The sequence below is a fragment of the Streptomyces aureocirculatus genome, assembly GCF_000720475.1.
Taxonomy (GTDB): Bacteria; Actinomycetota; Actinomycetes; order Streptomycetales; family Streptomycetaceae; genus Streptomyces; species Streptomyces aureocirculatus.
This window is the reverse complement of sequence record NZ_JOAP01000025.1, coordinates 133,205-158,958: the sequence shown is the minus strand read 5'-3', so window position 1 is coordinate 158,958 and position 25,754 is coordinate 133,205. Positions and strand designations below refer to the sequence as shown.

The following is a 25,754-nucleotide window of genomic DNA, read 5'->3' as shown; positions in this document are numbered from 1 at the left end:
GTGCGGCGCCGGACGGCTCGGGTGCTGCGGTGCTGCGGCCCGGCTCAGACGTTGACGCCGAAGTCCTGCGCGATACCGCGCAGACCCGAGGCATACCCCTGACCGACGGCGCGGAACTTCCACTCCGCGCCGTGGCGGTACAGCTCGCCGAAGACCATGGCCGTCTCCGTGGAGGCGTCCTCAGAGAGGTCGTAGCGGGCGAGCTCCGCCTCGCCCGCCTGGTTCACCACGCGGATGAAGGCGTTGCGGACCTGGCCGAAGGACTGCTGGCGGTTCTCGGCGTCGTAGATCGAGACCGGGAAGACGATCTTCTCGATGTCCGCGGGGACGGCCGCGAGGTTGACCTTGATCTGCTCGTCGTCGCCCTCGCCCTCACCGGTGATGTTGTCGCCGGTGTGCTCCACGGAGCCGTCCGGGCTCTTCAGGTTGTTGAAGAACACGAAGTTGGCGTCACTGCTGACCTTGCCCTCCGCGTTCGTCAGGATGGCGCTGGCGTCCAGGTCGAAGTCCGTCCCTGTGGTCGTACGGACGTCCCAGCCGAGGCCGACCGTGACGGCGGTCAGGCCGGGCGCCTCCTTGCTCAGAGATACGTTGCCGCCCTTGCTGAGGCTGACTCCCACGAGTCCTCCCAAATAGTGTCCAGGGGCGGGGAGCCCCAGTCGTGCTTGCCATCGGATCAACGTGTGGATCCTAGTGACCGGTTCCCGGCGGTCACAGGCTCCGCACCTGAAGAATCCCGGGGTGTCGCCCCTAGGGGGGCGTCACAGGGTCCCGAGCGCCTTCACGTAGTCGTTCAGGTCCCGCGCGTCGGGGAGGCCGTTGACGACGGTCCAGCGGACGACGCCGTCCTTGTCGATGATGAAGGTGCCGCGCACCGCGCAGCCCTTGTCCTCGTCGAAGACGCCGTACGCCCGTGAGGTCTCGCCGTGCGGCCAGAAGTCCGACAGGAGCGGGTACTCAAGGCTCTCCTGCTCGGCGAAGACGCGCAGCGTGTGGATGGAGTCGTTCGAGACGGCGAGGAGCTGGGTGTTCTCGTTCTCGAACTTCGGCAGTTCGTCGCGCAGGGCGCAGAGCTCGCCGGTGCAGACGCCGGTGAACGCGAACGGGTAGAAGAGCAGCACCACGTTCTTGTGCCCGCGGAAATCCGCGAGCCGCACCGTCCGGCCGTGGTTGTCCTTCAGCTCGAAATCCGGAGCCTTGGCGCCGACCTCGATCGCCACGTGAGCCACTTCCCTTCGCCTGGGCCATTGGGGCGCTCTCAGCCTACGGGGGGTGCCCGTGCCCTCGCGGGGCGCCCCAGGCCCGCCCCTTCCCGAACCAGGGGCGCTGCGCCCCCTGGACCCCCGCCCTTGTCGGCGCTCCGCGCCTCGTCCTCAAACGCCGGACGGGCTGAAAGACTCCTTCACCGGCCGCGCCAGAAGATCTGCACCGCACGGGCTGAAAGGTTTGCGCTGCACCGGCGAAGTATCCAGCCCGTCCGGCGTTTGAGGACGAGCGCGCAAGCGCGACAAAACACCAGCCCCACGCACATGAGGCCCCCGACGGCGTAACCGTCGGGGGCCTCACGGGAAGCGGCAGCAGGCCTGCGGCCGGCTACCGCTTCTTGGCGGCGCCCTTGGGCGTGATCAGCCGCGAGCCGTTCCAGTCCTTGCCCGCGTTGATGCTCTTGGTCTGGGACAGACCGGCCGTGGTGGAGGCCTCACCGATCTCGCTGGGCTCGACGTAGCCGTCGCGCCCGGTCTTCGGTGTGAGGAGGAGGATCGAGCCGCCTTCTTCCATGTACGCGATGGCATCCACCAGCGCATCAGTCAGGTCCCCGTCGTCCTCACGGAACCAGAGCACCACGGCATCAGCCACGTCGTCGTATTCCTCGTCGACGAGCTCCGTGCCGGTGGCCTGCTCGATGGCCTCGCGGAGCTCCTGGTCGACGTCGTCGTCGTAGCCGATCTCCTGGACCACCATGTCGGGCTGGAAACCCAGCCTTACGGCAAGGTTCGTCTCCGCGTGGTCCGCGGTCGCGCTCACGGATTGCCTCCTGATCGTGTTCTTGGGAATGCCTGGCAGCCTCGCGTGTACGCGGGGCATGGGTCGTAGTCCACACGGGCGGGACGGATCGCGCAAGTACCCGGCCGTCGAGACCGCCGAAACGGTGACGTTCCCAACCGTGTCACCGCAACTGTCGCCGCTTCCGGAGCGGCGTCCGGCACGGGCCGGGCGGCTCCGCCGAGGCCGCTGGGCGGGATGAGCGTATCGTTGCGATTTGGTCGAGCCTACCCCAGGGAACGGGGGCCGTCGTCCCTGTTACCCCGGGGTAGAGATGACGTATCCATCGCCGGGGTAGACGATGGTGAACGTCGTACGGACCGGTACGTACCGGCACCGTACGGGCCGCACACGCACCCGACAGAGTTCAGAGCAGAGTCCAGGCAGAGCACGAATCCGATCGCGTGCACCGCGCGACAACACAGCGAAGGAACAGCGTGGCTTCCGGATCCGATCGCAACCCGATCATCATTGGCGGCCTTCCCAGCCAGGTCCCGGATTTCGATCCAGAAGAGACCCAGGAATGGCTCGACTCCCTCGACGCCGCCGTCGACGAGCGCGGCCGCGAGCGGGCCCGCTATCTGATGCTCCGACTGATCGAGCGCGCCCGCGAGAAGCGCGTCGCCGTGCCCGAGATGCGCAGCACGGACTACGTCAACACCATCGCCACCAAGGACGAGCCGTTCTTCCCCGGCAACGAGGAGATCGAGCGCAAGGTCCTGAACGCGACCCGCTGGAACGCCGCGGTGATGGTTTCGCGCGCCCAGCGTCCGGGCATCGGCGTGGGCGGCCACATCGCCACGTTCGCCTCCTCGGCGTCGCTGTACGACGTGGGGTTCAACCACTTCTTCCGCGGCAAGGACGAGGGCGACGGCGGCGACCAGATCTTCTTCCAGGGGCACGCGTCGCCCGGCATCTACGCCCGCGCCTTCCTCCTCGACCGGCTCTCGGAGCGGCAGCTCGACGGGTTCCGGCAGGAGAAGTCCAAGGCTCCGTACGCCCTGTCGTCGTATCCCCACCCGCGCAGCATGCCGGACTTCTGGGAGTTCCCGACGGTCTCCATGGGCCTCGGTCCGCTCGGTGCGATCTTCCAGGCGCGGATGAACCGGTACATGGAGGCGCGCGGCATCGCCGACACCTCCAAGTCGCACGTCTGGGCGTTCCTCGGCGACGGCGAGATGGACGAGCCGGAGTCGCTCGGCCAGCTCTCCATCGCCGCGCGTGAAGGGCTCGACAACCTCACCTTCGTCGTCAACTGCAACCTGCAGCGCCTCGACGGCCCGGTGCGCGGCAACGGCAAGATCATCCAGGAGCTGGAGTCGCAGTTCCGGGGCGCCGGCTGGAACGTCATCAAGCTGGTGTGGGACCGCAGTTGGGACCCGCTGCTCGCCCAGGACCGGGACGGCGTCCTCGTCAACAGGATGAACACGACGCCCGACGGTCAGTACCAGACGTACGCCACCGAGACCGGCGCCTACATCCGCGACCACTTCTTCGGTGACGACCAGCGGCTGCGCGCCATGGTCGAGAACATGTCCGACGACCAGATCCTGCACCTGGGCCGCGGCGGCCACGACCACCGGAAGATCTTCGCGGCGTTCTCGGCGGCCAAGGCGCACAAGGGCCAGCCGACGGTCATCCTGGCCAAGACGATCAAGGGCTGGACGCTCGGCCCCAACTTCGAGGGCCGCAACGCCACGCACCAGATGAAGAAGCTGACGGTCGACGACCTCAAGGGCTTCCGCGACCGCCTGCACCTGCCGATCACGGACAAGCAGTTGGAGGACGGTCCGCCGCCGTACTACCACCCCGGCCGTGACTCCGAGGAGATCCAGTACATGCACGACCGCCGCCAGGGTCTCGGCGGTTATGTCCCGACCCGGGTCGTGCGCTCCAAGCCGCTTCAGCTTCCCGACGACAAGACGTACGCGTCCGTGAAGAAGGGTTCCGGTCAGCAGTCCATCGCCACCACCATGGCGTTTGTGCGACTCCTCAAGGACCTCATGCGGGACAAGGAGATCGGCAAGCGTTTCGTGCTGATCGCGCCCGATGAGTACCGCACCTTCGGCATGGACTCGTTCTTCCCGAGTGCGAAGATCTACAACCCGCTCGGCCAGCAGTACGAGTCCGTGGACCGTGAGCTGCTGCTCGCCTACAAGGAGTCCCCGACCGGGCAGATGCTGCACGACGGCATCTCCGAGGCGGGCTGCACGGCCTCCCTGATCGCGGCGGGCTCGGCCTACGCCACCCACGGCGAGCCCCTGATCCCCGTGTACGTCTTCTACTCGATGTTCGGGTTCCAGCGCACCGGCGATCAGTTCTGGCAGATGGCCGACCAGCTCGCGCGCGGTTTCGTTCTGGGCGCGACCGCCGGGCGCACGACCCTGACCGGTGAGGGCCTCCAGCACGCCGACGGCCACTCCCAGTTGCTCGCCTCCACCAACCCGGGCTGTGTCGCCTACGACCCGGCCTTCGGCTTCGAGATCGCCCATATCGTCAAGGACGGTCTGCGCCGGATGTACGGCGAGGGCGCCGACGGCAAGCAGGGCGAGGACGTCTTCTACTACCTCACCGTCTACAACGAGCCGATCCAGCACCCCGCGGAGCCGGACGACGTGGACGTCGAGGGCATCCTGAAGGGCATCCACCGCTTCAAGCCGGGCACGGACGGCGCCATCCCGGCACAGATCATGGCGTCCGGCGTCGCGGTGCCCTGGGCCGTCGAGGCCCAGCGGATCCTCGCCTCCGAGTGGAACGTCAAGGCGGACGTCTGGTCGGCGACCTCCTGGAACGAGCTGCGCCGCGAGGCCGTCGATACGGAGCGGCACAACCTGCTGCACCCGGAGGAGGAGCAGCGCGTGCCGTATGTGACGCGCAAGCTCTCCGGCGCCGAGGGGCCCTTCGTGGCCGTCTCGGACTGGATGCGGAGCGTGCCCGACCAGATCGCCCGCTGGGTGCCCGGCACCTATCAGTCGCTCGGCGCGGACGGCTTCGGCTTCGCGGACACCCGGGGCGCGGCCCGCCGGTTCTTCCACATCGACGCGGAGTCGATCGTGGTCGCGGTCCTCACCGAGCTGTCCCGCGAGGGCAAGGTCGACCGGTCCGTCCTGAAGCAGGCGATCGACCGCTACCAGCTCCTGGACGTCATGGCGGCCGACCCGGGTCCCGCCGGGGGCGACGCCTGACCTTCGCCGCATGACAGCTCCGTCCGGTCGCGGGGCGGCGGGCCCACCTGGGTCCGCCGCCCCGCACTGCTTTTCCTACGATGCGCTCATGAAGGATGAGACGGCACAACCGCCGGGCACGGCGCAGCCGCCGGGATCAACCCCACCGCCGGGATCGAGGCAGCCGCCGGGATCGACGCAGGCGACGGGCACGGCGCGGCCGGCGCAGATCCGCTGGGAGAGCCGCACCCAGCGCCCGCTGCTCGCCCTCGCCGTGGCGTTCGCCGTCGCCTACGCCGTGCCCATCGTGCGCCCCGGGGCGAGCGCCTCCGTGACGGGTGCCTGCACCGCCGTGGAGTGGTTCGTGTGGGGCGCTTTCGCCGTCGACTATCTGGTGCGGCTCGCGCTCACCGGGCACCGCGGGCGGTTCGTGCGCACACACTGGCTCGATCTGTGCGCCGTGATCCTGCCGATGATCCAGCCGCTGCGGCTGCTGCGGCTCGTCTCCACGCTGCTGCTCGTGGGGCAGCGGGCCCGCATGGCGTCACAGATCAAGCTGACGACGTATGTGGTGGGCGCGGTGGTGGGCCTGCTGATGTTCGGCTCGCTCGCCGTGCTCTCCGTGGAGCGGGAGTCGCCCGACGGCAACATCAAGACGCTCGGCGACGCCGTGTGGTGGTCGTTCACGACGATGACGACCGTGGGCTACGGCGACCACGCCCCGACGACCGGTCTGGGCCGGGTCCTCGCCGTCGGTCTGATGCTGTCGGGCATCGCCCTCCTCGGTGTCGTCACGGCGAACATCGCGGCGTGGTTCATAGCCCGCTTCGAGAAGGACGACGCCGAGGAGCGCCGCCAGACCGCCGCGATCGAGGCCCTCACGGCGGAGGTGTCGGCCCTGCGCGCGCAGGTGGACACCCTGTCCGGCACGCTGGTGGCCGCGACCGTGCCGCGTCGGGCCACCGCCGCGGACCCCGGCAGGTGCGACGGCGAGCCCCCGCTCAGCGCTCCCAGATCTTGACCGCCCGCACCCGGTAGGGCGACTCCGGCACCCACGTACCGCCGCCCGGATAGGTGTTGAACTCGGCCGTCTCCTCGCACTCGGCCGACTGATACGTCGTGACGGGTCGGCCGGTGCGGTTGGCGAGGGACTGCGCGCCGCTCCCCGCGGGCAGCGGGATGCAGCTCTCGATGTCCGTACCGGCCAGTTCGTGCAGATGCCGCTTGCCCTGGAAGCCCGTCTTCTCCCAGAGGCACAGCTCGCCCGGGCCGCAGCCGCCGAGCCGTGGCGGCCCCGCGGTGCCGGGTCCGGCCGCCCCGGGTCCCGCGGCGCCCGCGTGCGTGGGCGCCGTGAGCGCCGCGGCCAGGGCCGCCGTGGTCAGAGCCAGGACGGCCGCGCAGGCGGGCCAGGCGGAACGCATGGTCGTACGCATGTGGATCAACCCCCGTGTCATCGCAACACCCGTGTCGTGTCGCTCACTTGCCGCCACTCTCGACCGTGGGGGACGGCGGCGGAAAGGGGTTCCCGCCAGGCTCACCCTGATAGGCGAAAGCCCCCCGAGCGGACCCGGAGGGCTTCCCCTGAAAGGGCTCTGAGCGGCGCACGGGTTCGCCCCTAAGGGCACCCGACGAAACCCGGCCGCGGGCCACTGGACACGGGCCGCTGGACGCGGGCCACTGGACGCGCACCGCTAGATGTGGGCGGCGCCCGCCCCCGCCTCCACGTTCACCCCGCGCTTCGTCAGCGTCGCGACCACCGCCGCGATCACGCCCACGACGCCCGCCACGGTGAACGCCACACCCATGCCCGACATGAACGTGTCGTGCATGACGTCCGTGATCCTGCCGAGGGCGCCCTGGTCGACGCCCGGGGCCTGGGCGATCTGCCGGGGTACCGATCCGGTGGCGGTCGCCTTGTCCAGGCCGGGCGGCGGTGTGCCCGGCAGCCCGGCGTCCTGCCAGTTGCCCTTCAGGCCGGAGTCGACGGTGTTGGACATCACGGCGCCGAGGACCGCGGTGCCGAGGCTGCCGCCGACCTGCATGCGGTGACGAAGAACAGCCCGCCCATGAAGGCGAAGGCCATCAGGACCATCAGGGCGGTGCCCGCGGACAGCGGCACCGAGCGGAACAGACCGAGCGGGATCAGCGGTTCGGCGACCCGGGTCTCCCACCACGCGAACAGCACGAAGCAGACGACGGCCGCGCCGAGGAACGCCCAGGTCTTGCCGCTGCCCCAGCCCCAGGGGTCGCCCGCCTTGATGAGCGCCCAGATCAGGGCGAACATCGCGGCCGAGAGCAGCACGATGCCGGGTATGTCGAAGGAGCGCGGCGCGTTCCGCGCCCGGTGGTCCTTGAGGATCAGGACGCCGAGGACCAGCGCGACGACGCCGACGGGCACGTTGATGAAGAACACCGACTGCCAGTTGACGTGCTCGACGAGGACGCCGCCGAGGATGGGGCCGCCCGCGGTGGAGGCGCCGATGACCATGCCCCAGATGCCGATGGCCATGTTCAGCTTCGCGACCGGGAAGGTGGCCCGCAGCAGGCCGAGCGCGGCCGGCATCAGCAGGGCTCCGAACAGGCCCTGGAGCACGCGGAAGGCGATGACCAGGGAGACGCTGCCGGACATGCCGATGGCTCCGGAGGCGAGGCCGAAGCCGACCACGCCGATCTCGTACCCGTCGAGCTCCATATGCGCACCTACCGCATGATCGAATCGACGCCCTCCCTGCTCGCGGTGCATCTGCGCCGCTCCATCGAGATGGAGGAGCAGATCGCGGGCGTGATCGCCGAGCGTGAGGGCCTCGACCTCGCCACTGATCCGCGCCCGCGCGTGGCCGTCGCCGCGTTCAGCGGGGTCATGCGGATCACGGGACGGATGTGGGGCGCGGGCGAGGACATCAGCGTCGACTCGATCCGCGCGATCACGGAGTCCTGTCTCGACCACCTGGGGCCCGCCCTGGCGGAGGACTGGCGGAGGACTGGCGCAAGGCCTGACGGACGGACCGCCCCGCGCACGCGCCGCACACAGAGCGTGACGAGGGCGCGCGAGAAGTGTCCGCTTCACCACAATCACCCCCCTGGAAACGTGATCTGCCTCACCCCGTGCACGGGGAGCATCACGATTCTCCTAGGGTGTCCCGCAGTGACTTCCTTCGACTCCTCCCCCCAACTCGGCGTCTGGCGCGCTCTGCTCGCGCTCACCGTGGTGTTCGTCATGCTCGCGACCACCGGTTGGACGGCTGTACGCCAGCACAGAGGCGACGCGTCGCCGCTCCAAGCCACGCTCTCCGCCTGGGAGCGCGGCCGCATCGACGGGCGTGACCTGCCCGCCGCCGACGCCCCGGCCGCCCGGCTCGCGCAGTTCTTCGCCTCGCTCACCGCACGGCAGAGCGCCCGGCTCGCCGCCCGCTATCCCCTCGCGGTCGGCAACATGAACGGCGCTCCCGTCGAGCTGCGCTACCGCGCGAACCGCATCGCCCTGCAACAGGCCCGCAGAGTCGAGCGCGAACGCGTGCACGACGACCGGCTCTCCCCGGTGGGCAAGCAGACGGCGGAGCGCCGGATGAAGCGCTTCGGTGTGATGATGCGGCCGCACCGGCAGGTCCTCGCCTTCGACCCGATGGGGTCGGGGCGCATGGCCGAGGTCTTCGGCGACCTCTCCCGGGCCCGCAGGGTCTCGGTCGTGGTGCCCGGTGTCGACACCAACGTCCTCACCTTCGAACGTACCCAGCGCAAGTACGCGGCGCCCGTCGGCATGGCGCAGGCCCTGTACGGCGCGGAGCGCAGGGCGCGCCCCGGCACCCGTACCGCCGTGATCGCCTGGGCCGACTACACGACACCCGTCGGCCTCGGTGTGGACGCCGCCACGTCCATGCGCGCCGACGACGGGGCGGGCCGCCTCGACTCACTGGTACGCGCGCTGCCAGGCCGGACCGCGGTGGCGCTGTACTGCCACAGCTACGGCTCCGTGGTGTGCGGAGTCGCGGCCCGCCGCCTGCCGCCGCGGGTCACGGACATCGCGGTCGCCGGCAGTCCCGGCATGCGCTCCGACAGCGCGTCGGGGCTCGGCAGCCGGGCGCGGATCTGGGCCGCGCGGGACAGCGACGACTGGATCCAGGATGTGCCGCACATGGAAGTCGGGGGGCTCGGCCACGGCGCCGACCCCGTCTCCGCGGGCTTCGGCGCGCGCGTGGTGTCCGCCGACCGGGCGCGGGGCCACACCGGTTACTTCGAGCCCGGCACGGACAGCCTCAGGAATTTCGCCGAGATCGGCGTGGGCGGCTACGACGGAGTGCGGTGTGCCAGTGGAGATGCGGCCTGCCGGGAAGGTATTTCCGGTACGACAACGGCCTGACGCGCGTAGAAATCGATGAAACAGCGGCCTGCCGCAGGAGAGACGGAGAAGCTCGTGCCGCATACGATGAGCCGCATGGGTGATGTACTGGCCGGATTTCACGCCGCCTGGGAGTTCGATACCGACTCCGTGCTCATCCGCTTCGAACGGGGGATCCGTACGCCGAAGCTGTTCCATGCTCTCGGTGAGCGCCGTATCCCCCATGAGGCGATCGCGGGAGTGACGCTCACACCCGGCAAGCGCGGGACGACCGTTCTGCACGCCGTGCCGAGGCAGGGCGCCGACCCGTTGATGGAGGCGGCGGCGGGACAGCTCAAGGACGGCTCCGATCCGTACCGTCTTGTGCTGCCCGCGGAGCGCGAGACGCTCGCCGAGTACTACGCGGACGAACTGCGCGCAGTGCTCCCCGCGGCCGACGAGGGGCCCGCGGAGCGCCATCTGGTGGCCGCCCCCGAAGCGCCGCTGCAGTTCAAGGCGTACGACGGGAAGGCGTCCTTCGACGGCAAGTCGGTGGCCTTCCGCTGGTTCTGGACGGGAGCCTCGTCGGCGAAGTGGAAGGCGGGCGATCAGAGTTTCCAGGTCAGTGACCTGAGCGGGGTCGAGTGGCGCTCCCCCGAGGTCTTCGAGGGCCATCTGCGGCTGCTGCCCCGCGACGCGGCGGGCCGTCTCGCGCAGGCCGACCAGGACCCGGCGGCCGTCGTCTTCGGCCTCGGCTACGGCCCGGTGCACGAGTCGCTGCCGTTCGCCGCGTCGGTCCTCGCCGCGGTCCGCGCCTCGGGCCCCGCCCCCGTCGTGACCCCCGTCGCCGCCCCTGCCGTGCGGCGCGACCCCGCCGACATCGCCGACCGCATCCGGCACCTCGGCGAGCTGCACCAGGCGGGCCTGCTCACCGACGACGAGTTCACGACGAAGAAGGCGGAGCTGCTCGCGGAGCTGTGAGGTTCCGGGGCGCTCAGGGCGCCCCGGACCGGTGCCTACGGCGCCCCGGTCCGTGCGGCCGCGGCCGGGTGGTCGGAGTAGATGTCGATCTTGCGGTCGAGGACGGCGAGCGTGTCCTGGAGCTCCGCGACCCGGGCCAGTACGTCGCGGCGGGTCCGCTCGAGCAGCTCCCGCCGTCGGCCGAAGGTCTGCTCGCCCTCGCGCACCAGCTCGGCGTAGCGCACCATGTCGGCGACGGGCATGCCGGTCAGGCGCAGCTTGCCGACGAGGTTCAGCCAGTCCAGATCGCGGTTGCGGTAGCGGCGCTGGCCCGTGTGCGAGCGGTCGACGTGCGGCATCAGGCCGATCCGCTCGTACCAGCGCAGGGTGTGCGCGGTCAGGCCTGTCACCGCGACGACCTCGCTGATCGTGTAGTGGTCCCGTCCGTCCGGGCGCGGGTGGGGAGGCGGGGGCGCCGCGCAGGTGCTCGGCCCTGCCACGTCCCGGGCGGGTGCGGGGGTTGTCTCCATCACCGTCATGGCCCCCACGCTAGATCCTTGGAGTGCACTCGAAGCAAGGGAAAATCTCACAGGACGGCGCGAGGACCCGCTGGCTAACGTGCGCCTCATGAGTCTCGTACGCCGTGCCGAACCCCAGGACGCCGAGGAAGTCATCCGGCTCCGCCAGGTAATGATCGACTCCGTGCGCACGCTCGACGGTACGCTGCCGTCGGCGTCCGTCACCGACTGGCAGGCGGCGTCCCTGCCCACGCTGCGCCGTCACCTCGCCGACCCCGAGGGGGACTTCGCGGTGTTCGCCGTCGACCACCCCGAGCGGCCCGGCGGCCTCGCGGCGATAGCCGTGGGCACCCTGGAGTACCGCATCGGCCGCTCCGGCAACCCGCACGGCGTCACCGGGTACGTCTTCAGCGTCGCCACGGACCCCGGGACGCGCCGCCGCGGCTTCTCCCGCGCCTGCGTGGAGGAGCTGCTCGCGTGGTTCCGCGAGCGCGGCGCGCGCCAGGTGGGCCTCACCACATCGGCCGACGCCGAAGGCCTGTACGCCTCGCTCGGCTTCGTCCGCAAGCCCGACCCCTATATGCAGCTCAAGCTGTAGGGCGCTTAGGCTCGTGCCCATGCAGAGCCTGGCGTTGATCGAGAACTGGCCGGTACCCACCGCTGCCGCCGCCGTCGTCCGAGCGGACGGCACCGTCGCCGGGGCGCGCGGCCCCACCGGGCACCGCTTCGCCCTCGCCTCGGTGACCAAGCTGCTCGCCGCGTACGCCGCGCTCGTCGCGTACGAGGAGGGGGCGGTCGAGCTCGACGAGCCGGCGGGGCCGCCCGGCTCGACCGTGCGGCACCTGCTCGCGCACACCAGCGGTCTCGCCTTCGACGAGCACCAGGTGACGGCCGAGCCGGGGACGCGGCGGCTGTACTCCAACGCCGGTTTCGAGGTGCTCGGCGACCACATCGCCAAGGCGACCGACATCCCCTTCGCCGGCTATCTGCGGCAGGCCGTGCTCGAACCGCTCGGGATGACCTCGACGTTCCTCGCCGACGACGGGTCGCCCGCGAAGGACGGGGTGTCGACCGTGGACGATCTCGTGCGGTTCGCCGCGGAGGTGCAGGCGCCTCGGCTGCTCGATGTGCGGACCGTGGCGGAGGCGATGTCCGTGGTGTACCCCGGGCTCAAGGGGGTGCTTCCGGGGTACGGGCATCAGAACCCCAATGACTGGGGGCTCGGGTTCGAGATCCGGGGCGGGAAGTCGCCGCACTGGACGGGGGGTTCCTCTTCTCCGCGTACCTTCGGGCACTTCGGGCAGGCCGGGACGTTTCTGTGGGTCGATCCCGATGTTGGGGCCGCGTGTGTGGCTCTCACCGACCGGGCCTTCGGGGCGTGGGCGGTCGAGGCGTGGCCGGTCTTTACGGATGCGGTGCTCGCCGAGCTCTGAGTCTGTGGGGCGGGGTGGGCTGGGGTACGGGCGAGTTGGGTTGCCCGGCGGCGGGTCCGCCCTGTGCCCGCCCGTTCCGCCCCCTGGGCGGACCAGCCGCCCACAGGGCGGGGGCGGGGGTCAGGTCATCTCCCAGAGGAGCAGTTCCGCTCGGTCCGCGTACGAGATGGCGTCCAGGTTCGGTTCCGCGGTGACGCGGGCCGCGTCGCCGGGGGTCAGTTCCTCTCCGCCCAGGGAGACTTCGCCGCGGATCACGTGGACGTACACGGTCGGGGCCGGTGGGATCGCCGTGCGTTCGCCGGGGGCGAGACGGCGTACGTGCAGGAGGGCGCCCGCGGCCGGGACGGCGTAGGGGGTGGAGTCGGCGATGCCGCGGACGATGTCGTACGCCGGATCGCCGCCGGGCCGCGCGGGGGCCAGCCACATCTGGAGGAAGGTCAGCGGCTCGGGGCCCGCGTTGCGTTCGACGTGCCGGACCCCGGAGCCCGCGCTGAGGTGCTGGACGTCGCCGGGGCGGACGACGGACTCATGGCCCGCGGAGTCGCGGTGGGTGAGTTCGCCCGAGACGACCCAGGTGACGATCTCGGTGTGGCTGTGCGGGTGTTCGTCGAAGCCCGCGCCCGGCGCGAGGTGCTCCTCGTTGCAGGCGAGCAGCGCGCCGAAGCGCAGGTTGTCGGGCTCGTAGTAGGGCCCGAAGGAAAAGGCGTGGAAGGAGTCGATCCCCGCCATGGGGTCGCCTCCCGGATACCGCTCACCGGAGCGCCGGACATCAATCACGCCCCCCACGGTAGACCCGGCCCCGCACCCCGCCGTCCCGATAAGGCAGTCTTGTCCCCGTGCCCGAACCCTCAGCGAACGAAGCCCACCTGGCCGCCGGCTCCGGTTCCCCTCGCGGTGGCCGCGCACACGCGCACGCCGCCACGCTCCGACGCCTGGAGAAGTCGTCCGGCAGCCTGGCCGCGCAGGCGATCGCGCGCATGGACGAGACGCTGTCCTGGTACCGGGCCATGCCGCCGGAGAACCGCTCGTGGATCGGCCTGGTCGCGCAGGCCGGAATCGCCGCGTTCACCGAGTGGTTCCGGCACCCCGACGCCCCGCAGGCGATCTCGACGGACGTCTTCGGCACGGCACCGCGCGAACTGACCCGGGCGATCACGCTGCGGCAGACCGTGGAGATGGTGCGGACCACCATCGAGGTCATGGAGTCGGCCATCGACGAGGTGGCCGCGCCCGGCGACGAGTCGGTCCTCCGCGAGGCGCTGCTCGTCTACGCCCGCGAGATCGCCTTCGCCACCGCGCAGGTGTACGCGCAGGCCGCCGAGGCACGCGGTGCCTGGGACGCGCGCCTGGAGTCGCTCGTGGTGAACGCGGTGCTCTCCGGGGAAGCCGACGAGGGTGCCGTCTCCCGTGCCGCCGCGCTCGGCTGGAACTCGCCCGACCATGTCTGCGTGGTCCTCGGCACCGCGCCTGACGGTGACAGCGAACTCACCGTCGAGGCCATCCGCCGGGCCGCCCGGCACGCGAAGCTCCAGGTCCTCACGGGTGTACTCGGTACCCGTCTCGTCGTCATCGCGGGTGGCGACGACAACCCACTGGCCGTGGCGAAAGCCCTGATCGGGCCGTATGCGACGGGTCCGGTGGTGGCCGGGCCCATCGTGCCCGACCTGCTGGCGGCCACCCGCTCCGCGCAGGCCGCCGCCGCGGGCCTGAAGGCGTGCGCCGCCTGGCAGGACGCACCGCGCCCGGTGCTCGCGGACGATCTTCTGCCCGAGCGCGCCATGGCGGGCGACCCGGCGGCCCGTGATCAGTTGGTGGAGGAGATCTACAGACCACTGGAGGAGGCCGGTTCCGCGCTCCTGGAGACGCTCAGCGTCTATCTCGAACAGGCGAGCAGCCTGGAGGGCGCCGCCCGGATGCTCTTTGTGCATCCCAACACCGTGCGCTACCGGCTTCGACGTGTGACTGACGTCACCGGATGGTCACCTTCGGATGTGCGGTCCGCGTTCACGCTGAGGATCGCGCTGATCCTGGGGCGTCTCGCCGACGGAGATCACCAGGCCTGACTCTTTGTCGGGCCTCTACAATTCCCCCAGCGGTTCTTCGTCCCTGTCCCCACGGGCGGTTCGTACTGTCCACAAGAGAGAGTGTGAGAGTGCTCGTACTCGTCGCTCCCGGCCAAGGCGCTCAGACGCCCGGCTTCCTGACCCCCTGGCTCGACCTCCCCGGCGCCGCCGACCGGCTCGCCGCGTGGTCGGACGCCATCGGACTCGACCTCGCCCACTACGGCACCCGGGCCGACGCGGACGCGATCCGCGACACCGCGGTGGCGCAGCCGCTCCTGGTCGCTGCCGGACTGCTGTCCTCCGCGGCACTCGGTGACATCCGGCCGGGCGCCGTCGCGGGGCACAGCGTCGGCGAGATCACGGCGGCCGCGTACGCGGGAGTCTTCTCCGAGGACGCCGCGCTCGGCTTCGTCCGCAAGCGCGGCCTGGCCATGGCGGACGCCGCGGCCGTCACCGAGACCGGCATGGCGGCGCTGCTCGGCGGCGACCCCGAGGTCACCCTGGCGCACCTGGAGAAGCTCGGCCTGACCCCGGCGAACGTGAACGGCGCGGGCCAGATCGTGGCCGCGGGCACCGCCGAGCAACTGGCCGCGCTCGCCGAGGACAAGCCCGAGGGCGTCCGCAAGGTCGTACCGCTGAAGGTCGCGGGCGCGTTCCACACGCACCACATGGCTCCCGCGGTCGCGACGCTCGAAGAGGCCGCCAAGGGTCTGGACGTCGCCGACCCGAAGCTGACGTACCTCTCCAACAGGGACGGCAAGGCCGTCACGAAGGGCTCCGACGTCGTGGCCCGCCTGGTCGGTCAGGTCGCCAACCCGGTCCGCTGGGACCTGTGCATGGACACGTTCCAGGAGCTCGGAGTGACGGCGCTCATCGAGGTGTGCCCCGGCGGTACCCTCACCGGCCTCGCCAAGCGCGCCCTGAAGGGCGTCAGGACGCTGGCCGTGAAGACGCCCGACGACCTCGACGCCGCCCGCGAGCTCATCGCCGAGACGGCCGCCGCGGACGCCGCCGGCACCGCCGACGCGGCGGATGTCTGAGAAGGAGCTGGAGAGCATGGCGAAGATCAAGCCGAGTCGGGGCGCCGCGTACGCGCGCATCATGGGAGTCGGTGGCTACCGCCCGACGCGCGTGGTGCCCAACGAGGTCATCCTGGAGAAGATCGACTCGTCCGACGAGTGGATCCGCTCCCGCTCCGGCATCGCGACCAGGCACTGGGCCTCCCCCGACGAGACCGTGGCCGCGATGTCCGTCGAGGCCGGCGGCAAGGCGATCGCCGACGCGGGCATCACGCCCGAGCAGATCGGCGCCGTGATCGTCTCCACCGTCTCGCACTTCAAGCAGACCCCGGCCGTGGCGACCGAGATCGCGGACAAGCTCGGCACGGGCAGGCCCGCCGCGTTCGACATCTCCGCGGGCTGCGCGGGCTTCGGCTACGGCCTCACGCTCGCCAAGGGCATGATCACCGACGGCTCCGCCGAGTACGCCCTGGTGATCGGCGTGGAGCGGCTCAGCGACCTGACCGACCTGGAGGACCGCGCGACGGCCTTCCTGTTCGGTGACGGCGCCGGTGCCGTCGTCGTCGGCCCCGCCAAGGAGCCGGCGATCGGCCCGACGGTCTGGGGCTCGGAGGGCGACAAGTCCGAGACCATCAAGCAGACCGAGTCCTGGGAGGCGTACCGCGAGGGCGGCGTCGCCCCGGCGAAGTTCCCCGCCATCACGCAGGAAGGCCAGGCGGTGTTCCGCTGGGCCGTGTTCGAGATGGCGAAGGTCGCCCAGCAGGCCCTCGACGCGGCCGGAATCACCGCGGACGACCTGGACGTCTTCATCCCGCACCAGGCCAACATGCGGATCATCGACTCGATGGTGAAGACTTTGAAACTGCCGGAGCACGTCACGGTCGCCCGTGACGTGGAGACCACCGGCAACACCTCGGCCGCCTCGATTCCGCTCGCGATGGAGCGGCTTCTGGCGACCGGTGAGGCGAAGAGCGGCGACACCGCGCTCGTCATCGGCTTCGGGGCGGGTCTCGTGTACGCCGCCACGGTCGTTACCCTCCCCTAGGCACCTGTGCGGATCTCCGGATCCGCGCGGATGCCGTCACACCCTCTGGATACACACGAAGGAGCGCCAACATGGCCGCCACTCAGGAAGAGATCGTCGCCGGTCTCGCCGAGATCGTCAACGAGATCGCCGGCATCCCGGTCGAGGACGTCCAGATGGACAAGTCCTTCACCGACGACCTGGACGTCGACTCGCTGTCCATGGTCGAGGTCGTCGTCGCCGCCGAAGAGCGCTTCGACGTGAAGATCCCGGACGACGACGTCAAGAACCTCAAGACGGTCGGCGACGCGACCAAGTACATCCTGGAGCACCAGGCCTGATCCCGGCTCGAGCCCGAGGACCGGGGCTCGCGCCGACCGGGCTCAAGCCGGCCGCCACCCGGCGGTGGCGCCGCCGCATCCGCATTCTGAACCAACCGTGGAGAGAGAAATCCAGTGAACTCGACCAATCGCACCGTGGTCGTCACCGGTATCGGCGCAACCACACCGCTGGGTGGCGACGCGGCCTCTACCTGGGAGGGCCTGCTCGCCGGGCGCTCCGGGGTCAGTCTTCTCGAGCAGGACTGGGCCGCGGACCTGCCGGTCCGGATCGCCGGCCAGATCGCCGTCGAACCGACCGAGGTCATTCCGCGTCCGCAGGCCCGCAAGCTCGACCGTTCCGCGCAGTTCGCGCTGATCGCGGCCGACGAGGCCTGGAAGGACGCGGGCTTCACCGGCAAGGCGGGCGAAGAGGGCAACACCGTCGAGCCGGACCGGCTCGGCGCGGTCATCGCCTCCGGCATCGGCGGCGTGACCACCCTGCTCGACCAGTACGACGTGCTGCGGGAGAAGGGCGTCCGCCGCGTCTCGCCGCACACCGTCCCCATGCTGATGCCCAACTCGCCCGCGGCGAACGTCGGCATCACCCTCGGCGCCCGCGCCGGGGTGCACACCCCCGTCTCCGCGTGCGCGTCGGGCGCGGAGGCCATCGGCTACGCCATCGAGATGATCCGCACCGGCCGCGCCGACGTCGTGGTCGCGGGCGGTACCGAGGCGGCCGTCCACCCGCTGCCGATCGCCGCGTTCGGCAATATGATGGCGATGTCCAAGAACAACGACGACCCGCAGGGCGCGTCCCGCCCCTGGGACGTCGAGCGCAACGGCTTCGTGCTCGGCGAGGGCGCGGGCGTGATCGTCCTTGAGTCCGAGGAGCACGCCAAGGCCCGTGGCGCCCGCGTCTACGCGGAGGCCGTCGGCCAGGGCATCTCGGCGGACGCCCACCACATCACGCAGCCCGAGCCGTCCGGCAACGGCATCGCGCAGGCGCTGCAGAACCTGGTCCACAACACCGGTCTGAAGCCCGCCGAGGTCGCGCACATCAACGCGCACGCCACCTCGACGCCGCAGGGCGACATCGGTGAGATCAAGGCGCTGCGCCAGGCGTTCGGCGACGACGTGGACCACATGGCGATCGCCTCGACGAAGTCGATGACCGGTCACCTCCTCGGCGGCGCCGGCGGCATCGAGACCGTCGCCACGGTCCTCGCGCTCCACCACCGCATGGCTCCGCCCACCATCAACATCGAGAATCTCGACCCCGAGGTGGACGCGGACATCATCCGCGGCGAGGCGCGCGCGCTGCCCGAGGGCACGATCGCGGCCCTGAACGACTCGTTCGGCTTCGGCGGCCACAACGTGGTACTCGCCTTCCGCACTGTGTAGTCACCGTCGAGCACCCACACCGTAGAGGTACGTGAAAGGCCCACCCGGTCCGGCCGGGTGGGCCTTTCACGTACCCACGTCCCATGCCTTGCTCAGACGACTTGGTGGAGCCAGCGGACGGGGGCGCCCTCGCCCGCGTACCGGAAGGGTTCCAGTTCGTCGTCCCAGGGCTTGCCGAGGAGTTTGGCGATCTCGGCCTCCAGGTCGCCCTCGCCGCGCTGGGAGCGGGCGAGGGCCGCGCGCAGCCGGTCCTCCGGGATCAGGATGTCGCCGTGGATGCCGGTGACGGCGTGGAAGATGCCGAGCTGGGGGGTGGCGCTGTAGCGCTCGCCCTCGGCGGCCGCGCTCGGTTCGGCCGTGACCTCGAAGCGCAGCAGATCCCAGCCGCGCAGTGCGGAGGCCAGTTTGGAGGCGGTGCCTGCCGAGCCCTTCCAGGAGAACTCGGATCTCCAGGTGCCGGGCGCCGCGGGCTGTCGGATCCAGTCGAGGCTGACGCGTGCGCCGAGTACGCCCGCGACGGCCCATTCGACGTGCGGGCACAGCGCGCGCGGCGCGGAGTGCACGTACAGAACTCCACGTGTCGTCACCGGGACCTCCAGTGTGGGACGAGGTACGCCTTCCCCAGCGGCCTCGCGCCCGTGCCGAGCGATATTCCCCAAAAGCGGGGAAAGTCAAGAAAAGGGGACAGATGTGACGTGATGTAATTTAGCGGAACCGAGAAAACCGGGTGCCACTGGGTGGCGAGGCTACCGTGCGGCGAGGCAAGGAGTGTGACGTACGGTCGGTCCGCAGGCCGGGAAACTCCCAGGTTTCACTCGCTGGGAGGCCCATGAACCCCCGGTTGGGTGTCCCCGGGGCGGTTCGGGGACATAAGGGCATGCGACGGGACGCAACCCGGAGGGCTCGGGTGACGTCACGTTGAACGACAGAGGCGACACAAAGGGGACGACGATGCGGAATTCACGGCACCGCAAACGGGCCGCCGTCGCCCTCGCGACGGCTGCCCTCACCGGCGTCGCCGCGCTCACCGCGTGCGACGCGTCCGGCGACGGTTCCCCGGTACCGGGCGGACCCTCGGCCCAGGACCGTGCGGCCCCCGCGCCGGCCCGGGTGTGGGACACCTCACCCCGCTCCCTCGCCGCCGTCGGTGACTCCATCACCCGCGGCTTCGACGCCTGCTCGGTGCTCTCCGACTGCCCTGAGGCGTCCTGGGCGACCGGCAGCGACGAGGGGGTGCGCAGCCTCGCGCAGCGGCTGCTCGGCAAGCAGCGGGCGGCGACGCACAGTTGGAACTACGCCAAGACCGGCGCGCGGATGGCGGACCTGCCGGAGCAGATGACCCGGGCCGCGGCCCGCGACCCCGAACTCGTGACGGTGATGGCGGGCGCCAATGACGCGTGCCGTTCGTCGGCCGACGACATGACCTCCGTCGCGGACTTCCGCACCGACTTCAAGGACGCCCTGCGCACCCTGCGGCGCGCCCAGCCGAAGGCGCAGGTGTACGTCTCCAGCGTGCCGGATCTCAAGCGCCTGTGGTCCCAGGGGCGCACCAACCAGCTCGGCAAGCAGGTGTGGAAGCTCGGGATCTGCGCGTCGATGCTGGCCGACGCGGACTCCATGGACCGCTCGGCGACCCAGCGGCGGCAGTCGGTGCAGGACCGGGTCGTCGCGTACAACAAGGTGCTCAAGGACGTGTGCGCCAAGGACCTGCGCTGCCGGTACGACGGCGGGGCCGTGTTCGACTTCCGCTTCGACGGGGACCAGTTGAGTCACTGGGACTGGTTCCACCCCAGCAAGGACGGGCAGTCGCACCTCGCGGACATCGCCTACCAGGGCGTGACCGCCGCCCGGCCGCGCGGCTAGCAGCCAGGCGCGCCCCCGCCTCGCGGGCCGGGGCGAGGATCTCGGGCCTGTCTCAAGGGGTTGCGCTCCAGGAGTCCGCGGACGACCTCACGGCCGACGGTGCGGGGAGGGCTGCCACCACATCCACCTCGATCAGCGCCTCCGGCCTGAAGAGCCGCGGCACGGCGACGGTGGTGCTGGTGGGCGGGGTGCCGGTGAGGTAAGTGCGGCGCACGGCGGCGTAGCCGGGCAGGTCGTCCATGTCCGTGAGGAACGTCCGGATGTTGATGATGTCGGCGAGCGTCGCGCCATGGGCGTCGAGCAGGGCCGCGAGGGTCGCGAAGACGCCGTGGCTCTGCGCGGCGATGTCCTCGCCGTCGGCGATCTGCCCCGAGAGGTACAACAGGGCGCCGCCGCCCGGCAGTTCCACCCGGGCCACCTGGGAGTAGGGGCCGAGGGGCCGGTTTGCGGTGGCGGGGTTGTCGAGCGTGACGCGCATGACGGGACTCCGGTTCTGGGTTACGAGCGGTACGAGTGGTGGGTGCGGGCACGGGTGCGGATGTGGGGGACGGCTCGGGCGATGTCCTCGTGGGCCAGGTCCTGGTCCGCCGCCGCGGCGCGGAAGTGGGCGAGCACCGCCTCCAGGGCGGGCAGCCGGGTCGTGTCCGTGGCCAGCGCCACGTCCTTCACCGCGAGGTCGTTGCCGAAGTGCACCCCGTTGGCGAAGGCGCGGGCGACGGCGCCCGCGAGGGGTCCCCGCGCCAGGGCGCCGCGAGCCACCTCCTCGTCGAGGCCGAGCGCGTCGGCGAGGGCCATCGCCTCCGCCACCAGGGCGACGCCGCCGAGCACGGCGGTGTTCACGACCAGCTTGAGCGCGGCGCCGGAGCCGAGGGGCCCGGTGCGGGTCACCGTGCCCAGGTGGGCAAGGACCGGTTCGACCTCGGTGGCGTCGCCCCCCGCGAGGATGCCGAGCTCCCCCGCGGCGGCCTTGTCCGTGCTGCCCGTCACGGGCGCGTCGACGAGCGTGACACCGTCCGGCACCCGGCCCCCCAGCTCCCGTACGGCGTCGGGCCCGACGGTCGACATGTCCACCCAGCGCACACCGTCCCGCAGCACCGGCACGAGCGCGTCGGCGACGGCGCGCAGTGCGTCCGGGCCCGCCAGCATGGTGACGACGACGTCGGCGTCCCGCACGGCGTCCGCGGGGCACGATCCGAGGCGTGCGCCCTCCGCGACCAGGGGTTCCGCCTTCGCCGCGGTGCGGTTCCACACGGTGAGCCGATACCCGGCCGCGAGCAGCCTGCGGGCCATCGGGGCGCCCATGTGCCCGAGCCCGAGGAACGCGATGCGGGGCCGTGCCCGCGGGTGGTCGTTCCGGGCGGCGGTGTGATCGTTCTGTGCCATGCGTACGAAGCTAGGACCGGACGGCCGATGCCACAAGCGCATGCTTAGCATGGCAGGCATGCATACTCCGCATGAGATGCCTCAAAGGGGCGGCGCCGAGCCGCCTGAGCCGACCGCGCCGCCGGAGCAGGCCCCCCTGCCCGAGCCGCCGCCCGAGCCATCCGAGCTGCCCGAGTTGTCTACGGTGTGGCTCCGCGCCTTCCATGAGGTCGCCGCGCACGGCTCCTTCACCGTGGCCGCGCGGCGACTCGGCTGGACGCAGTCCGCCGTGTCCCGCCAGATCGCCTCGCTCGAGGCCGCCCTCGGCGGTGTGCCGCTGTTCGACCGGCTGCCACGCGGCGTACGCCTCACCGCCCACGGCCGGGCCGCGCTCCCGCACGTCACGGCCGCGCTCGGCCGCCTCGCGCTGCTGCGGCGGGAGTTGCGTGACCTGGACCGGGTGGCGGGCGGGCGGCTGCGGTTCGGGGCGTTCGCGACGGCGGACGCGGCGCTGGTGCCGCGGGCGATCGCGCTGTTCCGGGCCCGCCACCCCGGGGTGACCCTCGCCCGCGAGGAAGGCCTCACGGGCCCGCTCCTCGCGCGCCTGACCGCGGGCGAGCTCGACCTGGCGGTGGTGTCCACGACGGGCGGGCCGCTCCCGGAGGAGGCCTACGAACTGCACCATCTCCTCGACGAGACGCTGTACGTGGCGGTGCCCGCAGGTCACGCGCTCGCGGGCGAGCCCCGCGTCGGCCTGGCCCGGCTCGCCGACGAGGACTGGGTGTCCGGCAGCCCCGAGCCCGCGGGCACCCTGCTCGACGCGGCGCGGCTCCACGGCTTCCGGCCGCGCGTCGCCCACGTGGTACGCGAGTGGACCGCCAAGCAGGGATACGTCGCCGCGGGACTCGGCGTGACACTGGTGCCCGCGCTCGCGGCCCAGGGAGTGCGACCGGACATCGCCCTGGTCCCGGTACGGGACGAGGGCGCGCCCACCCGTGCGGTGTACGCGGCGACGGCACGGGGACGCACGGCGCCGCCCGCGGTGGCCCCGTTCGTGACGGCACTGCGGGAGGCGTGCGCGGACGCGGTGTGACACCGGGCCGCGACGGGTGACACCGGGCCGCGACGGGTGGTGGCGGGCCGCGGCGTATGGCGCCGGTGGTGACGAACCCCTCCGCGGGCGGCGCGGGCCGACGCGCATGTCTACGGTCCGAACGCGAGCCGGACGCCGAAGGCGGCGATGACCGTGCCGGTGATGCGGTCGAGGTGGCGGCGGGCCGAGGGGCGTTGCAGGCGGTCCCGGAGCACGTGCGCGAAGGCGATCAGCGCACAGGACCAGATGACGGCCAGGAGAATGTGCACTCCGGCAAGCAGCACCCCTGGAGCAAGGCGCGAGCCACCGGAGGGGATGAACTGCGGGAGCACCGCGACGTAGAAGGCGCCCATCTTCGGGTTGAGGAGATTGGTCACGAACCCTTGTCGCCAGCCACCGAGCAGGGTGTCGCCGGCGCCCGCCCCGGTCCCGGCCTCGCCCCCGGTCTCCGCTGTCCGCGGGCTCTCGCTCGACGCGTGGCGCCAGGTGGCCCACAACATCCTGCCGCCCATCCACACCAGGTACGCGGCCCCGGCCCAACGAAGGGTCTCGTACGCGAGGTGAGAGGCGGTCAGCAGTGTGGTCACACCGAGCGAGGTGAGCACGCCCCAGACCAGTGTGCCGCTCTGGATGCCGAGGACCACACCCCACGCGCGACGGCGGTGCCCGAGCGCCGCGGTGCGCAGGACGAGTGCGGTATCCAGTCCGGGAGTGAGCGTGAGGAGTCCAACTATCAGGGCGAAAGTCCCTATCGCGTCCAGGGTGATCATGAGCGATCACCCTAGGTCGGGGGGCCGTAGAAGGTCTACTTTCCTGCCCGATATCGGGCAGGAACTGCGGTGTTCACCTCTGGCTCACGCGTGGCGCCTCACGGTGACGCGCCTGCGACGCCTCCCGAAAGGCCTGGCGCCGAACGCTTCCGCCCCGGGATACTTCCGCCACCTCACCTGCAACGGAAGGACTCACGTGGCTTCGTCCCCCACCCCCGGGATATCAGGCCGACGGCTCGGCGTCTGTGGCGTGTTCGGCGCCGTGCTGCTCGCCGGGGCCGTCGTCCCGCCCGCCGCGGCCGCCGACACCACGCGGGCCGGCGCGCCCACCGTCGAGGAGCAGCGCCTGGACCGTGCCGCGCCGAAGGAGATCCTGCGGCGCAGCGGATTCGACGGCGTGGCGCCCGGCTTCGCGCGGGACCTGGCACGGGCCCGCTCCTACGCCCAGGCCCGGCGCCTGGTCGAACACGAGGGGCAGTCGCTGTGGCGGCGGGCCGTGGACCGGGCGCAGGGGCGCGGTCCCGCGACCGGCGACCTCAGCAAGGACGACGACCGGCCGCTGTACTGGGCGCGGCTCGGGATGACGCGGGCCCTGCGCGCCTGGGAGCCGCGCGGATTCGACCTCGACGACGCACGGCGGCAGCGGCTGCTGGCACACCTGGAGACGACGTCCCGCGGCCAGGACACCATCCGTTACCCCAAGGGCAAGGGCGGCAAGGGCGGCAAGCGAGTGCTTGTGACCGGGTTCGACCCGTTCACGCTCGACCGCGACACCCGCATCAGCAACCCCTCGGGCGCCACCGCACTCGCCCTCGACGGCACCGTCGTACGGACCGCCGAGGGGCCCGTACGCATCGAGACGGCCATGTTCCCGGTGCGCTGGACGGACTTCGAGCAGGGCACGGTGGAACGGGTGCTCCGGCGGCAGTTGCCGCGCGTCGACCTGTTCACGACCGTGAGCCAGGGCCGGGTCGGCAAGTTCGACATCGAGCGGACCAACGGGGCCTGGCGCGGCGGGTTCGGGGACAACGAGAACCTGTCACGGACGGAGACCGTCCCGGTGTCCGACCCCGCGTCGCAGCCGCAGTGGACGACGACGACACTGCCGTACAAGGACATCGTCGCCGCGGACACCGGGCGCTTCCCCGTGTACGACAACACGGCCGTGACCGAGATCCCCGCGGGCGGCTCCACCCCGGTGGAGCGTCCCGACGGGCCGACGCCGGGCTCGACGGCACGCGCGGGCGGCGGCGGGGACTACCTGTCCAACGAGATCGCGTACCGCGCCACGCTCCTGCGCGACCGCCTCGGGCTGCACGACCGGCTGCCCGGCGGCCATGTGCACACACCGGTGCTCCAGTTCGGCGCCGGGAACACCGATCCGGCGACGGGGAAGGTCACGGACGCGGAGTTCGTGCGCAACCGCGTCGACATCATCGGGCAGGTGCGGCGGATCGTCGTGACGGCCGTGGTGGCTAGCGGCCGGTAGGCGCGCCTCCGCCTGCCGGGTGCGGCGCCCCGCCCGCGGCACCCGTGACGCCCGCACCGTCGCCCGCTGTGCCTTCGGGGTCCGCGGGGTCCGCGGAGTTGTCGGGGTCGTCGGGGTCGTCGGGGTCGTCGGTGGACTCCCCCATGAGGTCCCGCGCCATCAACGTCGCCCCGGCGACCGCGCCCGGCATCAGGAACACGGCGACGAACGGCACCAGGAAGAAGACCGCGAGCGGGGCGCCGAAGCCCCACGCCAGGGTCTTGCGGGCGCGCAGCAGGGCCAGGCGGTCGCGCAGCCGTACGCCACGGCGTGCGAGCGCGACCGCCGTCAGCTCCTCGACGAGGAAGAAGCCGGTGACGAGGAAGCCGATGACGGGGATCACGGTCTGGCCGACGACCGGCAGGAAGCCGAGGCCGAACAGGAGCACGCCCCACAGCACGGCCCGCACCACGATGCGCAGACTGTCGCGTACGGAGATGAGGATCTCGCGCCAGAGCGGCAGTCCCGACTCGGGGGCGAACCCGGCGACGGAGATGTCGACCTGCTCGGAGAGCGACTCGTAGAAGGGTTCACCGATCACCAGCGTCACCGCGGTGAACGTCACCACGGACAGGAGCAGTGCCAGGGCGAAGAGCAGTGCGGTCAAAAAGCCGCGGAACAGGCCGGTCCAGGGCCCTGACCAGTCGTCCGCGAACGGCGTCGCCCAGGACACCAGGTCCGTGCCCCACAGCACGAGCGCGACGAGCGCCCCCGCGTACAGGACCAGGGTGACCAGGCCCGGCAGGAGCCCCCACCCGAACCGCTTGCCGTGCTGGGCGACCCAGCGCTGTCCCTTCACCAGATAGCCGAAACCCCGGCCCAGTTCACGCATGCGGCACACACTATCCCTCTTGTTGTCGGCCGTTTCAGCCTGTAGA

General features: G+C 71.3%; 26 protein-coding genes and 2 pseudogenes. 15 read left to right on the top strand and 13 right to left on the bottom strand.

The annotated features are described in order from the left end of the window. Window positions 1-44 precede the first annotated feature (44 nt). From IG78_RS0123565 to IG78_RS0123555, 3 genes are all read right to left on the bottom strand, one after another. On the bottom strand, window positions 45-620 hold the full coding sequence (locus IG78_RS0123565) for a TerD family protein (RefSeq protein ID WP_016642563.1): 576 nt from the start codon (window positions 618-620) through the stop codon (window positions 45-47). A gap of 141 nt (window positions 621-761) precedes the next feature. Continuing rightward, on the bottom strand, window positions 762-1,220 hold the full coding sequence (locus tag IG78_RS0123560; protein WP_030566409.1) for a peroxiredoxin: 459 nt from the start codon (window positions 1,218-1,220) through the stop codon (window positions 762-764). A gap of 373 nt (window positions 1,221-1,593) precedes the next feature. Continuing rightward, the gene (locus IG78_RS0123555; protein ID WP_030566407.1) at window positions 1,594-2,025 is read right to left on the bottom strand and encodes a DUF3052 domain-containing protein; all 432 of its coding nucleotides are present in this window, start codon (window positions 2,023-2,025) and stop codon (window positions 1,594-1,596) included. A gap of 455 nt (window positions 2,026-2,480) precedes the next feature. Here IG78_RS0123555 and aceE point away from each other — a divergent pair, with 455 nt between their 5' ends. Next, window positions 2,481-5,228, top strand: coding sequence for a pyruvate dehydrogenase (acetyl-transferring), homodimeric type (aceE, locus tag IG78_RS0123550; RefSeq protein WP_030566405.1), 2,748 nt, complete (start codon window positions 2,481-2,483; stop codon window positions 5,226-5,228). An 88-nt stretch (window positions 5,229-5,316) separates the two neighbouring features. Continuing rightward, window positions 5,317-6,228 carry a potassium channel family protein gene (locus tag IG78_RS0123545; protein WP_225882172.1) on the top strand — a complete coding sequence of 304 codons (912 nt, stop codon included), beginning with the start codon at window positions 5,317-5,319 and terminating at the stop codon, window positions 6,226-6,228. On the opposite strand, the gene IG78_RS0123540 is transcribed toward IG78_RS0123545, so the two are convergent. The 3 genes and pseudogenes from IG78_RS0123540 to IG78_RS52740 all read right to left on the bottom strand — a co-directional run. Continuing rightward, window positions 6,209-6,640 (bottom strand): peptidase inhibitor family I36 protein, encoded by a 432-nt coding sequence (locus IG78_RS0123540; protein ID WP_030566401.1) that lies wholly within the window; start codon window positions 6,638-6,640, stop codon window positions 6,209-6,211. The genes IG78_RS0123545 and IG78_RS0123540 overlap by 20 nt on opposite strands. A gap of 258 nt (window positions 6,641-6,898) precedes the next feature. Further along, entirely contained in the window at window positions 6,899-7,249 is a 351-nt protein-coding gene (locus IG78_RS52745) for a hypothetical protein (protein WP_051852887.1), read from the bottom strand. A gap of 2 nt (window positions 7,250-7,251) precedes the next feature. Continuing rightward, window positions 7,252-7,932: pseudogene (locus IG78_RS52740) on the bottom strand (MFS transporter); the annotation flags it as partial. Between IG78_RS52740 and IG78_RS51580 the strand changes: the two are divergent. From IG78_RS51580 to IG78_RS0123525, 3 genes and pseudogenes are all read left to right on the top strand, one after another. Continuing rightward, window positions 7,900-8,055 (top strand): annotated as a pseudogene (locus IG78_RS51580) (acyl-CoA-like ligand-binding transcription factor); the annotation flags it as partial. The pseudogenes IG78_RS52740 and IG78_RS51580 sit on opposite strands and share 33 nt — an antisense overlap. Window positions 8,056-8,352: 297 nt before the next feature. Beyond that, window positions 8,353-9,564 carry an alpha/beta hydrolase gene (locus IG78_RS0123530; RefSeq protein ID WP_030566399.1) on the top strand — a complete coding sequence of 404 codons (1,212 nt, stop codon included), beginning with the start codon at window positions 8,353-8,355 and terminating at the stop codon, window positions 9,562-9,564. A 75-nt stretch (window positions 9,565-9,639) separates the two neighbouring features. Beyond that, window positions 9,640-10,503 carry a DUF4429 domain-containing protein gene (locus tag IG78_RS0123525; protein WP_030566397.1) on the top strand — a complete coding sequence of 288 codons (864 nt, stop codon included), beginning with the start codon at window positions 9,640-9,642 and terminating at the stop codon, window positions 10,501-10,503. Window positions 10,504-10,538: 35 nt separating this feature from the next. Here IG78_RS0123525 and IG78_RS0123520 read toward each other — a convergent pair whose 3' ends face one another. Beyond that, complete coding sequence (locus IG78_RS0123520; protein ID WP_030566395.1) at window positions 10,539-11,021, bottom strand: MerR family transcriptional regulator; 483 nt, start codon at window positions 11,019-11,021, stop codon at window positions 10,539-10,541. Window positions 11,022-11,109: 88 nt separating this feature from the next. Here IG78_RS0123520 and IG78_RS0123515 point away from each other — a divergent pair, with 88 nt between their 5' ends. Together IG78_RS0123515 and IG78_RS0123510 are read left to right on the top strand one after the other, a co-directional pair. Then, on the top strand, window positions 11,110-11,598 hold the full coding sequence (locus IG78_RS0123515; RefSeq protein WP_030566393.1) for a GNAT family N-acetyltransferase: 489 nt from the start codon (window positions 11,110-11,112) through the stop codon (window positions 11,596-11,598). A gap of 19 nt (window positions 11,599-11,617) precedes the next feature. Beyond that, window positions 11,618-12,433 carry a serine hydrolase domain-containing protein gene (locus IG78_RS0123510; RefSeq protein ID WP_030566391.1) on the top strand — a complete coding sequence of 272 codons (816 nt, stop codon included), beginning with the start codon at window positions 11,618-11,620 and terminating at the stop codon, window positions 12,431-12,433. A 120-nt stretch (window positions 12,434-12,553) separates the two neighbouring features. On the opposite strand, the gene IG78_RS0123505 is transcribed toward IG78_RS0123510, so the two are convergent. After that, on the bottom strand, window positions 12,554-13,210 hold the full coding sequence (locus IG78_RS0123505; RefSeq protein WP_030566390.1) for a pirin family protein: 657 nt from the start codon (window positions 13,208-13,210) through the stop codon (window positions 12,554-12,556). A gap of 89 nt (window positions 13,211-13,299) precedes the next feature. Between IG78_RS0123505 and fasR the strand changes: the two genes are divergently transcribed. The 5 genes from fasR to fabF all read left to right on the top strand — a co-directional run bounded on the left by fasR (window position 13,300) and on the right by fabF (window position 18,260). Then, a complete protein-coding gene (gene fasR, locus IG78_RS0123500; RefSeq protein ID WP_051852895.1) occupies window positions 13,300-14,496 on the top strand; it encodes a fatty acid biosynthesis transcriptional regulator FasR in 1,197 nt (398 codons plus the stop codon). Between the two features lie 89 nt (window positions 14,497-14,585). Next, window positions 14,586-15,536, top strand: coding sequence for an ACP S-malonyltransferase (locus tag IG78_RS0123495; protein ID WP_030566386.1), 951 nt, complete (start codon window positions 14,586-14,588; stop codon window positions 15,534-15,536). Between the two features lie 16 nt (window positions 15,537-15,552). Continuing rightward, window positions 15,553-16,560 carry a ketoacyl-ACP synthase III gene (locus tag IG78_RS0123490; protein WP_030566383.1) on the top strand — a complete coding sequence of 336 codons (1,008 nt, stop codon included), beginning with the start codon at window positions 15,553-15,555 and terminating at the stop codon, window positions 16,558-16,560. Window positions 16,561-16,631: 71 nt separating this feature from the next. Then, window positions 16,632-16,880, top strand: coding sequence for an acyl carrier protein (locus tag IG78_RS0123485; RefSeq protein ID WP_030566381.1), 249 nt, complete (start codon window positions 16,632-16,634; stop codon window positions 16,878-16,880). A gap of 114 nt (window positions 16,881-16,994) precedes the next feature. Continuing rightward, window positions 16,995-18,260, top strand: coding sequence for a beta-ketoacyl-ACP synthase II (fabF, locus tag IG78_RS0123480; protein WP_030566379.1), 1,266 nt, complete (start codon window positions 16,995-16,997; stop codon window positions 18,258-18,260). A 92-nt stretch (window positions 18,261-18,352) separates the two neighbouring features. Here fabF and IG78_RS0123475 read toward each other — a convergent pair whose 3' ends face one another. Then, on the bottom strand, window positions 18,353-18,847 hold the full coding sequence (locus IG78_RS0123475; RefSeq protein WP_030566377.1) for a DUF3145 domain-containing protein: 495 nt from the start codon (window positions 18,845-18,847) through the stop codon (window positions 18,353-18,355). A gap of 364 nt (window positions 18,848-19,211) precedes the next feature. Between IG78_RS0123475 and IG78_RS0123470 the strand changes: the two genes are divergently transcribed. Then, window positions 19,212-20,123, top strand: a complete 912-nt coding sequence (locus IG78_RS0123470; protein WP_030566375.1) for an SGNH/GDSL hydrolase family protein — start codon at window positions 19,212-19,214, stop codon at window positions 20,121-20,123. 52 nt (window positions 20,124-20,175) lie between these two features. Here IG78_RS0123470 and IG78_RS0123465 read toward each other — a convergent pair whose 3' ends face one another. After that, on the bottom strand, window positions 20,176-20,601 hold the full coding sequence (locus IG78_RS0123465; RefSeq protein WP_030566373.1) for a RidA family protein: 426 nt from the start codon (window positions 20,599-20,601) through the stop codon (window positions 20,176-20,178). A gap of 20 nt (window positions 20,602-20,621) precedes the next feature. Then, a complete protein-coding gene (locus tag IG78_RS0123460; RefSeq protein ID WP_051852885.1) occupies window positions 20,622-21,506 on the bottom strand; it encodes an NAD(P)-dependent oxidoreductase in 885 nt (294 codons plus the stop codon). Between the two features lie 175 nt (window positions 21,507-21,681). On the opposite strand from IG78_RS0123460, the gene IG78_RS0123455 reads away from it, so the two are divergent. Beyond that, a complete protein-coding gene (locus IG78_RS0123455; protein ID WP_030566361.1) occupies window positions 21,682-22,578 on the top strand; it encodes a LysR family transcriptional regulator in 897 nt (298 codons plus the stop codon). A 110-nt stretch (window positions 22,579-22,688) separates the two neighbouring features. On the opposite strand, the gene IG78_RS0123450 is transcribed toward IG78_RS0123455, so the two are convergent. Next, window positions 22,689-23,348 (bottom strand): LysE family translocator, encoded by a 660-nt coding sequence (locus tag IG78_RS0123450; RefSeq protein WP_030566359.1) that lies wholly within the window; start codon window positions 23,346-23,348, stop codon window positions 22,689-22,691. Window positions 23,349-23,568: 220 nt separating this feature from the next. On the opposite strand from IG78_RS0123450, the gene IG78_RS0123445 reads away from it, so the two are divergent. After that, on the top strand, window positions 23,569-24,837 hold the full coding sequence (locus tag IG78_RS0123445) for a pyroglutamyl-peptidase I (RefSeq protein ID WP_030566357.1): 1,269 nt from the start codon (window positions 23,569-23,571) through the stop codon (window positions 24,835-24,837). Here IG78_RS0123445 and IG78_RS0123440 read toward each other — a convergent pair. Next, window positions 24,824-25,708, bottom strand: a complete 885-nt coding sequence (locus IG78_RS0123440) for an EI24 domain-containing protein (RefSeq protein WP_078965363.1) — start codon at window positions 25,706-25,708, stop codon at window positions 24,824-24,826. The two genes, IG78_RS0123445 and IG78_RS0123440, sit on opposite strands and share 14 nt — an antisense overlap. Between the last annotated feature and the right edge of the window lie 46 nt (window positions 25,709-25,754).